The organism is Maribacter aquimaris, from assembly GCF_014596745.1.
Lineage (GTDB): Bacteria > Bacteroidota > Bacteroidia > Flavobacteriales > Flavobacteriaceae > Maribacter_A > Maribacter_A aquimaris.
This window is the reverse complement of the sequence record NZ_JABTCF010000008.1, coordinates 72,450-87,845: the sequence shown is the minus strand read 5'-3', so window position 1 is coordinate 87,845 and position 15,396 is coordinate 72,450. Positions and strand designations below refer to the sequence as shown.

Here is a 15,396-nt window from a genome sequence, read left to right as displayed (position 1 = left end):
TTACAATAAGCCCTCTGCGCTCTGCGGAAAGCGAAAAGCGATAGGCGATAGGCGGAAAGCGATATGCGATAAGCGAAAGGCGATATGCGAAAAGCAATTAACCTTACCCCTTGATTCTTAAACGTTAAAAAAAGTTAATGCCCTTTATATTCCCACCGCTTCTTATATCTTTAATTACTTTAAATAGCTAAACCAATTTTATGAAAATGAAACTACTGGCACTCACCCTGCTATGGTGTGGTGCAACTTTATTTGCCCAAGATTACTTTCCGGACAATGAGGGAGTAAAATCAAAAAACAATAATTACACGGCTTTTACAAACGCCAAAATCTATATAACACCTACACAGGTCGTTGACCATGGAACCCTTTTAATTCAAAATGGAAAGGTTGTCCAGGTCGGAAAATCAGTGGCAATCCCAAAAAACACAGTAACTATCGACTTATCGGGGAAATCTGTATATCCTTCCTTTATCGATGTCTTTTCCGATTTTGGGGTCAGTAAACCTAAACGGGCCGAAGGTTCTGGACGTTCCCCCCAATACAAACCTTCTAGGGAAGGCTTTTATTGGAACGATCATATTATGCCTGAAAACAATGCCATAAGCACATTTAAGTTTGACGATAAGAAAGCGAAAGAATTGCGCGATGCGGGATTTGGTGTAGTCAACTCCCATATACAGGATGGAATTGCCCGGGGCACTGGTGTTCTTTTAACCTTAAACGCTGAAGGAGGGGACTCCCAAAGAATCATTGATGATCGATCAGCACAGTATTTTTCATTTTCAAAGAGTGTGGCTTCAAAACAAAGCTATCCAACCTCCTTGATGGGGGCCATGGCCCTACTGCGACAAATGTATACCGATGCCGATTGGTATGCCAAAGGGAATGTGGATACGAAAGACCGTTCCTTAGAAGCGTTGAACGCCAATATGGGATTACCCCAGATTTTTGCCGCCGGCAACAACGGAAATGTCCTAAGGGCTGATGGTATTGGTGATGCCAACGGTTTACAATATTCCATTTTAGGGGGCGGAGACGAATATGAAATCATTGATGCTATAAAAAACACCCAAGCAAAGCTGATCATTCCTTTGGATTTTCCAGAGGCTTACGATGTGAGTGACCCCAACCAGGCCTCTTATGTTGCCCTTAAGGATATGCGTTATTGGAACCAAGCCCCGGCCAATCCCAAGATCCTTGCCGAAAACGGGGTTACTTTTTCCTTTACCCTGAACGGATTGAAATCGCCCACCCAAATGATGGAAAAATTACAAAAGGCCATTACGTACGGACTATCAAAAACGAAGGCCTTGGAAGCACTTACCACCGTTCCCGCCCAAATCGTAGGCAAAACCGATAAAGTCGGCTCATTACAACCAGGTCGTTATGCCAACTTTTTAATTACCTCTGGGGATATTTTCGACAAAGGAACAACACTCTATGAGAACTGGGTACAAGGCAGTAAGAACGTTGTCAACACCATGGACCTTATCGATATTCGTGGTGATTACACTATGAAAATAGGGGACAAAACCTTTACAATATCCATTACCGGAAAGCCAGGAAAACCTAAGGCGAAAGTTACCCAAGACAGTAGTACATACACTTCCAAAATAGTTTACAAAGACCAATGGATGAATCTTTCTTTCTCAAAGGATGATGAATTGTACCGTTTAACGGGATTGGTAAAGGACAAAAGCAATCCCCTTACAGGAAAACTAGTACTTCCCAATGGAAATGAATCCTCTTTCGTAGCAACCCTGTCCAAACCATTTGATCAAAACAAAAAAGAAAACACAACATCCAAAAAGCCGGAAATGGTGCCGATTACCTATCCGAATATTGGGTATGGATATCAAAGTATTCCCCAATCGGAGAGTACCTTGTTCAAAAACGCTACCGTATGGACCAGTGAGGAAGCGGGAATTCTCGAGCAAACCGATGTTTTGGTCAAAGACGGTAAAATTGCCAAAATCGGTAAAAACCTGAATGCCGGCCGGGCGAAAGTCATCGATGCTTCCGGAAAACATTTAACAGCGGGTATTATTGACGAGCATAGCCATTTAGCCGCCTTGGCTATTAACGAGGCCGGCCAGAACTCCTCTGCTGAAGTAAAAATGGAGGATGTCATAGACCCCAAGGATATCGATATTTACAGGAATTTGGCAGGAGGGGTCACCTCCTTACAATTATTGCACGGTTCAGCGAATCCAATTGGAGGACGGTCAGCCCTACTGAAATTAAAATGGGGGGAAACTGCCCAGAACATGATTTACGACAACTCCCCCAAATTCATTAAATTTGCTTTGGGCGAAAATGTCAAACAAAGTAATTGGCAAAGCTTCAGTCGTTTTCCACAGACACGTATGGGTGTTGAACAAGTATACATGAATTACTTTCAACGGGCCAAGGAATATGAGGCCAAAAAGAAAAGTGGGAAACCTTATCGTCATGATGAGGAAATGGAGACCTTGGTCGAAATCCTCAATGGGGAACGATTTATCAGTTGCCATTCCTATGTACAAAGCGAGATCAACATGTTGATGAAAGTTGCCGATAAATTCAACTTTAAGATAAATACCTTCACACACATTTTGGAAGGTTACAAGCTAGCCGACAAAATGGTGGAACATGGTGTCGGCGCTTCAACCTTTAGCGATTGGTGGGCTTACAAATATGAGGTAAAGGATGCCATACCTTACAATGCGGCCATAATGCATAGTCAAGGGATTACCGTTGCCATAAACAGTGATGATGCCGAGATGTCGAGAAGGCTAAACCAAGAAGCTGCCAAAACCATGAAATACGGTGGTGTTTCCGAGTTGGAAGCATGGAAAATGGTCACCATCAATCCAGCTAAACTTTTGCATATCGACAATCGTGTGGGTAGTATAAAGGAAGGAAAGGATGCCGATTTGGTTTTATGGAGCGATAACCCTTTATCCATTTATGCCAAGGCAGAAAAAACATTGATCGAAGGAGCTACCTATTTCGATTTGGAAAAAGACCGACAACAACGAAAAGCCATCACCCAAGAACGCAACAAACTTATTCGCATGATGCTAAAGGAAAAAGAGGGTGGTAACAAAACCCAAGCCCCAAAAAACAACAAAAAAGAAAAGTTTCACTGCGATAGCCTGTAACAAAAAAATCATGAAGAAATTAATATATACCATAGTATTTATCGGGTCCTTTTTCTTGGGAACGGCCCAGCAAACCCCTGCCGGACCACAAGTGGAAGCGATATCCATAGATGGTGCCACCGCACATTTGGGCAATGGAATGGTCATTGAAAATGCCTTGATCATGTTCGAGGGAGGCAAGCTCACCTTTGTTGGGAGTGCAATGACAAAAATAGCCCGAAGGGGAACCGTCATTAAAGGTAATGGCAAACATGTGTACCCTGGATTTATCGCCCCCAACAAATCGTTGGGACTGGTTGAAGTCGATGCGGTTCGCGCCACCAATGATCAGGATGAGATTGGGGAAATGATTCCACATGTGCGCAGTTTGATTGCTTATAATGCCGAATCACAGGTCGTGGAGAGTATGCGTCCCAATGGTGTTCTTATAGGACAGATAACCCCAAAAGGCGGACGGATTTCAGGTACTTCATCCATTGTCCAATTTGATGCATGGAACTGGGAAGATGCCGCCATTAAAGTTGATGATGGGATCCATATGAACTGGCCCACCAACTTTCGAAAAGGTCGCTGGTGGATGGGGGAACCCAGAGGGTTTCTGCCCAATAAAGAGTATGTCAAACAACTGGAAGAAATAAAACATTTTTTAAAAAATGCCGCTGCTTACGACATTGTGGGCAATTCGGAATTGAACCCTGCCTTTGCGGCTATGCAAGGTCTTTTCGACGGTTCCAAAAAATTGTTTATCAATGCCAATGATGAAAAAGAGATTATCGACGCCATAACAACGGCAAAGGAGAACGGCATCATGGATGTTGTATTGGTTGGAGGATACCATGCGTATAAGGTTATGGATTTCTTAAAGAAAAACAATATCCCAGTATTGTTGCAACACACCCAAAGCCTACCTGTCTTCGATGACGAAGATTACGACTTACCCTATAAATTACCAAAGTTATTAACCGATGCCGGAATTTTGGTAGCCATACAGAATGGGGATGCCGCTAATTTTCAAACCCGGAACTTGCCCTTTTATGCCGGACAGGTTGTCGCACAAGGTTTGGAAAAAGAGAAGGCACTGCAACTCATTACAGGTAACAGTGCGAAAATATTGGGTATCGATGACGCTTATGGCACACTGGAAATTGGCAAAAGCGCCACCCTGTTTATATCAAAAGGAGACGCCCTAGATATGAAAGGCAACAAACTCACCCATGCCTTCATCGATGGACGAAATATTTCATTGGAAACCCATCAAACCGAATTATGGAAACGGTATATGGGTAAATACGAGGGAAAATAAAATAAGTACAAGCGAAGCTAAAAACCAATGGCCACAAACTACCAAAACCATAACCCAACCCTAACCGGACTGATGGGGAAGTTATTAAAACTTACCCCCCAACTCCCCGAAATTATAAAGAATGTCAGAAAAGCGAAGGGTATAAATCCCAACAGTTATGCCTCCATTGGTAAAATCATAGAAGCCAATGCCACCAAACATGGTAATACAGTTGCCCTAAGGTTCGAGGAACAAAGTTATACCTATACCGAATTCAATAAAACCATAAACCTATATGCGAACTACCTGCTTAAGAAAGGGGTCCAAAATGGCGAAACGGTAATCGTCTTCTTGGAAAACAGGCCCGAACTGCTCTTTTTAATAGCCGCATGTGCAAAAATTGGCGCTATTATATCACTTATCAATCCCAATCAAAGGGAACAAATACTAATACACGCCATAGCGCTGACAAAATCCAAACACCTAATTATCGGTGAAGAACTGGTTCCTTTTTTCGAAGACGTCAAAAACACCATTACAACCTTGACCAACCCAAGTTATTATTGGGTCAGTGACCAAAACATTTCGGGTTGCCCCAAAGACTACATTGAACTGAAAAAGGAATTACTGAAAGTTGATACGACCAACCCTAAGACAACATCAAACATAAAGGCCAGTCAAGTTTACGCCAATGTTTTTACCTCGGGAACCACGGGATTACCCAAAGCATCAAGACAAACGAACAGAAAATGGATGGCAACATACTATTGGTTCGGAAAAGTGAACATGAACCTCAACTCCGATGATGTCATGTATGTTCCCCTACCCTTTTACCATACCAACTCGCTTATTGTAGGTTGGCCTACAGCACTTGCTGCTTCCTGTACCATGGTAATGAGAAGAAAGTTCTCTGTTTCCCATTTTTGGGAAGATGTTTCCAAATATAATGTCTCCGCTTTTATTTACATTGGGGAGTTGTGCCGCTATTTACTGAATGCCCCTCCTTCGGACCTAGAGACAAAACACAGGATCAAAAAAATAATGGGTAATGGACTAAGACCCGATATTTGGCACCAATTCAAGGAACGTTTTCATATTAAGAACATCTATGAGTTTTATGGTGCTGCCGATGGCAATACCAGTTTCACCAACACCTTGAATTTCGATTGCACTATCGGATGGTGTCCACAAAAGTTCAAAATCATAAAATACGATGTCGAGAACGATACCACCATGAAGGATCAAAATGGATTTTGCATTCCTGTCCGCAAAGGGGAAACCGGATTGTTGATTTCCGAAATAAGTGAAAAATCGGCTTTCGATGGTTATGTGAACAAAAAACGTAATGAAGACAAAATTCTTCGCAACGTATTAAGAACCGGTGATATGTGGTTCAACAGTGGGGATCTTCTTCAGGATATCGGTTTTCGACATGCGCGTTTCGTGGATAGGATCGGTGACACTTTTCGATGGAAGGGCGAAAATGTGGCAACGGCTGAAGTTGAAGGCATTGTTGGGCAAGTCAATGGTGTTGAAATGTGCGCGGTCTATGGCGTACAGATTCCCAACAATGATGGCAGGGCCGGCATGGTTACCATTGTAAAACATGAAACTAAAAATTTCAATCTAACATCCCTTACCGAACATTTACAAAAAGAACTCCCAAGCTATGCCGTACCGATCTTCATTCGAATTAAGGATGATATTGATTTTACCCACACCCATAAAATGAAAAAATTCGATTTAAAAAAAGAAGGTTTCAATTGTATTGACCCCATTTATGTGCTATTACCAAAAAGTGATGCTTATATCCCGATGAACAAAAACCTTTTAGCGGAGATCAATGTAGGGACATACATTTTTTAATATGGCCTTAATGGATCTTCTTCAGTTACCCAAGGCAAACAACCTCCATCATTTAAGATAGTTTCAGCCACATTCGTCTGAAAGTTCTGCCAAATTGCCAAAATTCATGATGACCCAATGTAAAACCCATGACTTAGGCTTACTTTTAGCCAAACACCAAGTTTTTATCCAAAAAACCAATGAAAACCAAGTTACGTATATTCAAGATTGTTGCCACCCATTTGAGCTTTACCAAAGCTGCCGAGCAGTTATTCATATCCCAACCCGCCGTATCAAAGTCAATTAGAAATTTGGAGGATGAGTATAAAACAACCTTGTTTCTACGGAAAAGGAACTCAATAGCCTTAACTAATGAAGGCAAAGCATTTTTAGTTTACACCAATAAGATTTTGGAGATCCATGATGAAATGGAGCAACGCTTCCTACACCAGAAAGAACAATTCCCAGACATCATTGATTTCGGCGTTAGTACAACCCTTGCCAATTACATCATCCCCAAAGTAATCGCCAAATTCAGGATCCAGTTCCCTAAAACAAATTTTAATATTACCAGTGGAAATTCAGACGATATTGCCACCCTCATTTTAAACCAGGAATTGAATTTTGGAATAACGGAAGGAAAGAACACCAACCGTAAATTGCATTTTACCCAATTCATAAAGGATGAAATCGTACTCGTTACACATGCCACCAACAATGCGTTCAAAAAGGGTAGTATGAACCTGGAAACATTACAGGACATTCCAATGGTCATGCGCGAAATGGGTTCAGGTACAAGGGAAATCGTATTTGAATACTTGAGTAGGAATAATATAAAAAAATTGAATACCGTTGTAACCCTGAACAGTACGGAAGCCATTAAGAATTACCTTTTCCATTCTGATAATTATGCTTTTATTTCTATCAACGCCATTACGGATGAGTTAATGAACAACAAACTTAAAATTATCGATGTCAAGGATTTAACGATAGAAAGATGGTTCTATTTTGTCTCCCGAACAGGTTTTCAATCCGATTTAATGCGTTTTTTCGAAAATTATATCCTGAACACCTATAACTTTTAGTTATCCCATATAGCATATTAAATTGCTTAATAGTTATTAAGTAGACATACTTTTGTATCGATTAATTCTTGCGATATGAAAAAAATGCCTGCAATACTCACTTATTCCCTGATTGTATTTGCCGCCTTATTTGGGGTCATCAATAGTCCGACCGCCTTGGTTTTTGGATTTGCATTCTCCATATGCTTTAAGAATCCGTTCAAATTGTATAGCCATAAGGCCATCAATTACCTCTTGAAAGTATCGGTAATAGGTTTGGGTTTTGGAATGTTCATTAAGGAAACCTTGGAAACGGGAAAAGCAGGGTTCAGTTTAACCTTCTTCTCCATAATCCTAACGATAAGTTTAGGACTCCTTCTTTCAAAAACAATGAAAATGGATCTTAAATTGGGACATTTGATCACCTCAGGGACATCTATTTGTGGAGGAAGTGCCATTGCAGCGATTTCACCGGTAATCAAAGCAAACGGCAAAACAATAAGTATTGCTTTGGGCATCGTTTTTTTATTGAATTCCATTGCCTTACTCATCTTCCCTAGTATCGGCCATTTGCTTCACCTGTCCCAAGAACAATTTGGTTTGTGGTGTGCTATTGCCATACATGATACCAGCTCGGTAGTTGGTGCTGCGATGGGTTATGGGGAAGAAGCATTGAAAATAGCCACAACCGTAAAGCTCTCGAGAACATTATGGATAATTCCTGTTTCTATTTTCTCCATGTTCCTTTTCAAGACCAAAGGAGAGAAAATTAAAATCCCTTATTTTATCATGTTGTTCATCATAGCCATTATCATAAACAGCTACCACGTATTGCCTACTTCGATAACAAGTGTACTCGTGTCGGGTTCTAAACGATTGTTGGTATTAACCCTATTCCTTGTAGGCTCTACCATTTCTATAACCGACTTAAAAGCAACGGGCGTAAAACCCATTGTTCTCGCTTTGATTCTATGGGTATTCATTTCTGTCTTCTCATTGCTATACATAATACACTAACCATATTGCGAACACGAATTCCTATAACTATTAAAATCTACCGTGGTTTTTGATCTTTGGAACTTGGAACTTGGAACTTGAATGAAATAAAAACAAAACATTCTTACGACAAAATCTAATTTTCAGTACATGTTACATCATTCACCCCATAAGAATCCAGACTTGGAAATCTTAATATTTTAATTTCCAAGACCATACACGCTTTTCCCTTCCCACCTTCACAATCCGGTTTCCAAAGGGACCTAAAAACATTGTATAATGTTTGAAAATCATTCAATTAAGACCTGTCCCATAAAAGAGGTAAGCCTACAATACCTTAACTTTGCAACACAACATATAGAGGAAAAAAGAAAGAATGAATTTAACCATTGAAAACATATTATTGGTAGGCTCTTTATTACTGCTTATCAGTATTCTTGCAGGTAAGACCTCTTATAAGTTCGGGGTCCCTACTTTATTGCTCTTTTTGACCATTGGTATGTTAGCCGGTTCCGATGGTATTGGCGGAATACATTTTAACAACCCTAAAATCACCCAATTCATTGGTGTGGTATCCCTAAATTTCATTTTGTTTTCAGGTGGACTTGACACCAGCTGGAAGGCCATAAAGCCTATTCTTTGGGAAGGTATTGCCCTTTCGACTCTAGGGGTATTGCTTACCGCCGTTTCGTTGGGTGTCTTTGTATGGTCGTTCACCGGATTAACGATTTATGAGAGTTTATTATTGGGATCTATTGTTTCTTCGACTGATGCGGCAGCGGTTTTCTCTATCCTACGTTCCAAAAACCTTGCCCTTAGAACCAACCTAAGACCTACTCTGGAATTGGAAAGCGGAAGTAACGACCCCATGGCCTATGTATTGACCCTTGCTTTTCTATCCTTGGTGATCAACCAAGACCTTGGCATTGTATCCATCATTCCTTTATTCTTAAAACAAATGATCATAGGCGGTATTTCCGGTTTGGCATTTGGCAGGGTCAGCAAGGTGATCATAAATCGAATTAAACTCGATTTTGAAGGACTGTATCCTGTACTGGTCATTGCCCTTATGTTCATTACTTTTTCTGCCACAGATTTTATGGGCGGAAATGGTTTCCTTGCCATTTATATATGTGCGGTTTATCTCGGAAATCAAGAGTTGATCCACAAAAAAACCATTTTAAAAATGTACGATGGTTTAGCTTGGCTTATGCAAATTGTTTTGTTCCTTACTTTGGGCTTACTCGTTTACCCAACACAAATTGTCCCCATTATCGGTATTGGGTTGCTTATTTCCCTATTCCTCATTTTTGTTGCCAGACCTGTGGGGGTGTTCATTAGTCTGTTATTCTTTAAGATGAAACTTCGAAGACGTTTTTACATTTCCTGGGTTGGTTTGCGGGGAGCGGCGCCTATCGTTTTTGCCACCTACCCCCTTCTAGCGGGAATTGACAAAGCCAATTTGATCTTCAATATCGTATTTTTTATCTCCGTTACATCTGTTTTGATTCAAGGCACCACCCTTTCCATTGTTGCTAAATGGCTTGGAGTGGCCCTACCCGGAGAGGCCAAGAAACCTTCACCAACCGATTTATTGCTTGCGGAAATCCCAAAAACAGAAATGAAGGAAATACTTATCACTCCCGATTCTTTCGCTGTAGATAAAAAAATAGTGGAGTTGGGCTTTCCTAAAAATGCCATAATCGCAATGATCAAAAGGGATGATAGTTATATAACCCCGAATGGATCAACAAAGATTGAATCCCAAGACACCCTGATCGTTCTTGCAGAAAGACCAGAGATCATTAATGATGTCTACAATGTACTTAAGATTCCATTGCATCAATAATATTGTTTTGTTGTTCTTCTTATACTTTCAAAAAAGAATTGTTTTACCTTTGCCCAATGAAAACTAAGGTCCGGATATTTGGAGCAACCATCGTAATGGCCATATACTGCTTAGCAGTAAGTGCTGTTATGCATATCTCCGTTGATCTAGATCACATCAGTGATGATTCTACAAACCTAGTACAAAATCATCCCGTTGTCTCGAACAGCTACTTTAACCATTTATCTTTCTTTGAAAGTACGGTAGATAGTCTAAACAATATTCCTGCCCCAAATTTTGAAAGTCCATTTGGTAAATTATGGGCAACAACGAAGGCCACCGAACATCTGTTTAAAGCCGTATTCAAACAATACGACAACTTTATTAGAAGTTGCCCAATACAGCTAGGGGCTACTGATATCATTTTTCCCTTTCATTATTTCTGGTAATTCATTTTTAAGTCGTCATACCTTATCCAAGGATATGACCTTTTAACGCTAGGCCTTGTTTTCACATGGCCAAATCACTACTGTAAATAATTCAAAATACTTAAAAATGAACATAGATTTAGGAAGTGTCATAGTTGGCGCTATTATATTAATCATCTGTATCCTACCTTTTATTCTAATAGGCAGGAGCAGAAGAAAAAGAGAAAAACATTTTTTACAATCACTTTCAAACATTGCGAACCAGTACAATTGCCAAATAAACCAACACGAGATATTCGGCACCTTCGCCATTGGAATGGACAAAGAGCACAATGCCGTATTCTTTTGCCGGCAGTTCAAAGATGAAATGATTGAGCAATATGTCGATCTTACTAAAATCAAGAACTGTAAGGTTATCAATACGGACAGAACCTTAAAAAGTAAAGATGGGCACAAAAAGGTAACCGATAAGCTTGAATTGGGTTTTAGCCCCTCCGTTAAAGACAAACCCGAGGTCAAATGGGAATTTTTCAATGCCGACGTTAGTTTTCAACCTAATGGGGAGCTCCTATCCATGGAGAATTGGTCAAAAACCATTAACAACCGGATTAAACTCATTCACTAACAAACAAAAGCCCAATGGTCGCGACCATTGGGCTTTTTATACCCACCCATAACGAGCCACTCGCTATCATTAAGCCCCCATATCAATTGATCTTAAAGCAGAAACCTTAAATTCGCATATTGAACAGGTTCCCTGTAAAACCACATTATCGCATTGGCCGTGAAATCCGGATAAAACCTGAATTAAAAGGTCCTAAGCGTTAAGGGGCCAAAAAGGAAACTATAATTGTCAAATAAATAGGTTATGACGAAAATTGAACAGGAAGACCATGAAAAAAAAGGGCGTTTCGTTGTTTATGAAAATGATGTCTTTGCTGGTGAAATGACATATACGTGGGCTGGAAAAACAAAATTCATTATCGACCACACCATGGTAGACGAGAAATTTGGAGGTAAGGGCTTTGGCAAACTACTTGTCATGAAATCGGTAGAATTCGCGCAAAAAAATGATTTGAAAATTTTACCTCTCTGTTCATATGCACAAAAAATCTTTGATAAGAATGAGGAATTAAAGGAACTCATGTATGACTAGAAACAACACCTACTTTAAAATATTTTCTAGTTCTTTCTACACTTGAGGACCTTTCTTCCAAACATACATTCTCACCATACAGAGATATTAAAATGTGGCTTTAATTTACAGATTACTTATTAGTTTTCAAGTATTAAAATTGGTATATTCGGATACCCCCTTTATATCCATAATAACACCAAAAAAAATAGCATATGAGACTACTGATTGTAAGTTTATTTTGCTTAATTGGCGCTCAAACCATCTTACAGGGTCAATACACCCCAAATGATTCGCTCACGACAACCGAAGTACTTCCTGGGAACAAGGCTATATTTAGAATTTTCGCTCCACAAGCCAAGAGCGTTAAACTCAGTTCAGATGACAGATGGGAGAACATTGAATTTAAAAAGAATACTCTCGGCATTTGGGAAGGCACATGGAAAAATGTAACGCCAGGACTTTACAGGTACCGTTTCATTGTTGATAGCGTAAACGTTTATGACCCACAGGCTCCGGCTGCCAAAAATAATCCAGCCCTATTGGTGATTTCCTCAGGGGATGATTTTTTTGACATGAAAGACAACATCCCACACGGTGCAATTGCGCAACGTTTTTATTATTCAAATGCCTTAAAGCAAACCCGGAGGTTACATGTTTGGACGCCTGCTGGTAATGAAAAATCAAAAGAACAACTACCTGTATTTTATTTAGTCCACGGTGGTGGTGATACCGATATTTCTTGGTCTAAAATTGGCGCTGCAGGTAATATCTTAGACAACCTCCTGGCTGAAGGTGAAATTGAACCCATGATCGTTGTAATGCCCAATGGAAATTTTAAAACCGAAAAAATATTAGATCGAGTTCCTCTTTTTAAAGATGATATGATGACTGGGGTTATTCCTTTTATAGAATCTAATTATAACGTTTATACCGATAGCGCCCATAGAGCAATAATGGGTCTTTCCTTAGGTGGCTTACAAACGTTGGAAATCGTAATGACAAATTATGATGATTTTGATTACATCAACATATTGAGTTCGGGTTGGTGGATCAGTGATACTTGGGCGAGGGAAAGAGGGGTTATTGACGATAAAGTAAAAAGAGCTGCCCATCTAAAGCAAATTGCAGCTGATTTCAATACAACTGTAAAGTTGCTATATTTCACCCAAGGAGGACCTGAAGACCTTGCTTATGAAAATGGAATGGAAACCCTTAAATTATTTGATGCTGCCGGAATTAAATATAAATACAGCGAAGCACCGGGAGGGCATACCTGGATGGTTTGGCGTCAAAATTTAAGGAATCTAGCTCCTTTACTATTTAAATAAATAAAGATGAAAGAACATACACTAAGATTTATCCTGGTTTTGATGATGATCTCTTCAGAGTCCTTTGCCCAATCCTCGCAGGTATTGAGCTACCTACATTCTATATCTGGAAAAACTATCCTTGCCGGTCAGCATAATAAAGAGCCTAATGCGAAACCTGCCATGTGGACGGATTATATTAAAGAGACTACAGGAAAATATCCCGCTCTGTGGAGTGGCGATTTCCTTTTTCAACAAGAAAATATAGATAATCGTTGGAAGATGATCCATGAAGCAAAAAAGCAATGGGACAATGGTGCCGTAATCAATATAATGTGGCATGCTTGCCCTCCTGACCAGGGAGAACCTTGTGGGTGGGACCCGGGGATACTCAATGCCCAGTTGACAGACAAGCAATGGCATGAGCTTCTAACCAACGGTACACCGCTCAACGAACAATGGAAAAGTAGGATGGATGAGATAGCCGTTTATCTTCAATTTCTCGAAGATAACGGGGTTGAAGTCTTGTTTAGACCATTGCATGAGATGAACCAAGGTTTATTCTGGTGGGGTGGCAGACCGGGCCCTAATGGCACTGCCCAACTCTACCGTTTAATTCATCATTATTTCACCGATGTAAAGAAGCTATCAAACCTAGTTTGGGTTTGGGATATGCAAGACATGAGTTGGGATTTTGAGGCGTATAATCCCGGTGATGAATATTGGGATATTTTTGGTTTTGATATTTATGATAATGGATACGATTCTTCATGGTACGAATACATTCTTACCATAGTTGAGGATAAACCGATTGCAATTGCGGAATGTTCAAAGCTACCAAGTCCAGATATTCTTATCTCCCAGCCAAAGTGGGTATTTTTTATGCCTTGGGCCGAGTTGGTAAAGGAAACAAATTCCGTTGAAGAAATACAAAATATTTACAATCAACCACGTGTAATTACACGTGATGAAATGCCTGGTTGGAAATAGGAATGGGTAGGTCGATAAAACCAAACAAGAAATATCGAATACGGCTTCAATCCAGAATATGATGGGTTATATTTATAAATCAAAAACCTATTATTGGGAAAAATATAAAATTGCAATGGTTCATTGGGAGTAGTCAAAATACACTAGGTCTTTATAAATTGTACTGCCTCTCCTATCCCATAAGCTTTATCTCGAGGAGGTAAACATATAAATCCATCAGAATGGGACAAACTGGTCAAGTCGCCCGATCCATTTTCACGCACCTGGCTAGCCCATACGCACCCTCCTTTATTTTCGGTTTTCACCTGAACGAATCGGGTCAATGGTGATTGCACGGATATGGATGTACCCAATAAAACTTCTTTTTTGCTGATTTCAATTTCTAAAGTGCGATACAACCAAGGTAAAAAATACACATGATAATTTGCAAACGTGGAAACCGGATTGCCTGGAAATGAAAAAACAACGGTATTAAGAACAGGCTGCACCCCAAACCAAAAAGGTTTTCCTGGTTTTTGGGCAACTCTATGAAACACTTTTTCAACTTCAAGATCTTCCATAACCTCGGGAATAAAATCGAACTTTCCCATAGACACTCCCCCACTCAACAAAACCGCATCGTACGTTTCTAAAATATGGCTAAGTTCTTTTTTTATAGCAGACTTATCATCTTTAAGATGCATTGAGGTCGCTACTATTCCTTCCTTCTGTAAAGCTGCACATAAAGAAAGTACATTCGATTTACGTATTTGATGGGACAAAGGTTTTTCCATAACCTCAACCAGCTCATTCCCTGTGGAAACCACACAGACCTTTGGTAGTTTTTTAACCCTAAATACAGATTTGCCAACAGTGGCCAAAACACCAATTTCAGCAGGTCCGATACACGTATTTGCCCGTAATAAAACTGTACCTGATATAACATCACTGCCTTTAGGATGTACATCTTGTCCTTTTTTAGCTTCCTTCAACAAGGTAACATGGCCATTTTCGATATCCAAATGCTCATACATTATTACAGTATCCGTGTTTTCGGGCACCACGGCACCCGTCATTACTTCTATACAATTATGGATGTTCTTCAATTTTTGCTGTGGCATTCCTGCACTGGCAAGGGCTTCAATCTTAAAAGAACTTATTCCTTCTTCGAGAGCTTTGGAATTAATGGCGATACCATCCTTGGTAGCACGATCAAAAGGAGGAAAATCCCTATCCGCATAAATGGTCTCGGCAAGAATCCTTCCCAAACTCCTGTCCAATGGAATCGTTTCCGTACCTAGACCCAAAGTATGTTCCAATACTTTGCCGTAAGCATCATTAAAGTGTATCATGCTTTAAAAATTTAAACAAGTGGTAAAAACCAAAGATAGTA

12 protein-coding genes are annotated in these 15,396 nt (G+C 40.0%); 11 read left to right on the top strand and 1 reads right to left on the bottom strand.

Going from position 1 to position 15,396, the window contains the following annotated elements; all coding sequences use genetic code 11:
* The first annotated feature begins 200 nt into the window (after positions 1 to 200).
* The 11 genes from HPE56_RS13065 to HPE56_RS13015 all read left to right on the top strand — a co-directional run bounded on the left by HPE56_RS13065 (position 201) and on the right by HPE56_RS13015 (position 14,024).
* Complete coding sequence (locus HPE56_RS13065) at positions 201 to 3,146, top strand: amidohydrolase family protein (protein WP_188244204.1); 2,946 nt, start codon at positions 201 to 203, stop codon at positions 3,144 to 3,146.
* A 10-nt stretch (positions 3,147 to 3,156) separates the two neighbouring features.
* Positions 3,157 to 4,449, top strand: coding sequence for an amidohydrolase family protein (locus HPE56_RS13060; protein ID WP_188244203.1), 1,293 nt, complete (start codon positions 3,157 to 3,159; stop codon positions 4,447 to 4,449).
* Between the two features lie 27 nt (positions 4,450 to 4,476).
* Complete coding sequence (locus HPE56_RS13055; protein ID WP_188244202.1) at positions 4,477 to 6,294, top strand: long-chain-acyl-CoA synthetase; 1,818 nt, start codon at positions 4,477 to 4,479, stop codon at positions 6,292 to 6,294.
* Between the two features lie 179 nt (positions 6,295 to 6,473).
* Complete coding sequence (locus HPE56_RS13050; RefSeq protein WP_188244201.1) at positions 6,474 to 7,358, top strand: LysR family transcriptional regulator; 885 nt, start codon at positions 6,474 to 6,476, stop codon at positions 7,356 to 7,358.
* 75 nt (positions 7,359 to 7,433) lie between these two features.
* The gene (locus HPE56_RS13045; RefSeq protein WP_188244200.1) at positions 7,434 to 8,354 is read left to right on the top strand and encodes a YeiH family protein; all 921 of its coding nucleotides are present in this window, start codon (positions 7,434 to 7,436) and stop codon (positions 8,352 to 8,354) included.
* Between the two features lie 355 nt (positions 8,355 to 8,709).
* Positions 8,710 to 10,182, top strand: coding sequence for a potassium/proton antiporter (locus tag HPE56_RS13040; RefSeq protein WP_188244199.1), 1,473 nt, complete (start codon positions 8,710 to 8,712; stop codon positions 10,180 to 10,182).
* A 56-nt stretch (positions 10,183 to 10,238) separates the two neighbouring features.
* Positions 10,239 to 10,610, top strand: a complete 372-nt coding sequence (locus HPE56_RS13035) for a hypothetical protein (RefSeq protein WP_188244198.1) — start codon at positions 10,239 to 10,241, stop codon at positions 10,608 to 10,610.
* Between the two features lie 106 nt (positions 10,611 to 10,716).
* Positions 10,717 to 11,214 (top strand): hypothetical protein, encoded by a 498-nt coding sequence (locus tag HPE56_RS13030; protein WP_188244197.1) that lies wholly within the window; start codon positions 10,717 to 10,719, stop codon positions 11,212 to 11,214.
* Positions 11,215 to 11,457: 243 nt separating this feature from the next.
* Entirely contained in the window at positions 11,458 to 11,745 is a 288-nt protein-coding gene (locus HPE56_RS13025; protein ID WP_188244196.1) for a GNAT family N-acetyltransferase, read from the top strand.
* Positions 11,746 to 11,939: 194 nt separating this feature from the next.
* Positions 11,940 to 13,055: an alpha/beta hydrolase-fold protein gene (locus HPE56_RS13020; protein ID WP_188244195.1), complete on the top strand. Its 1,116-nt coding sequence runs from the start codon at positions 11,940 to 11,942 to the stop codon at positions 13,053 to 13,055.
* 6 nt (positions 13,056 to 13,061) lie between these two features.
* Positions 13,062 to 14,024, top strand: coding sequence for a glycosyl hydrolase (locus HPE56_RS13015; protein ID WP_223170303.1), 963 nt, complete (start codon positions 13,062 to 13,064; stop codon positions 14,022 to 14,024).
* A 143-nt stretch (positions 14,025 to 14,167) separates the two neighbouring features.
* Here HPE56_RS13015 and HPE56_RS13010 read toward each other — a convergent pair whose 3' ends face one another.
* Positions 14,168 to 15,355, bottom strand: coding sequence for a molybdopterin molybdotransferase MoeA (locus tag HPE56_RS13010; protein ID WP_188244194.1), 1,188 nt, complete (start codon positions 15,353 to 15,355; stop codon positions 14,168 to 14,170).
* Positions 15,356 to 15,396: the final 41 nt, after the last annotated feature.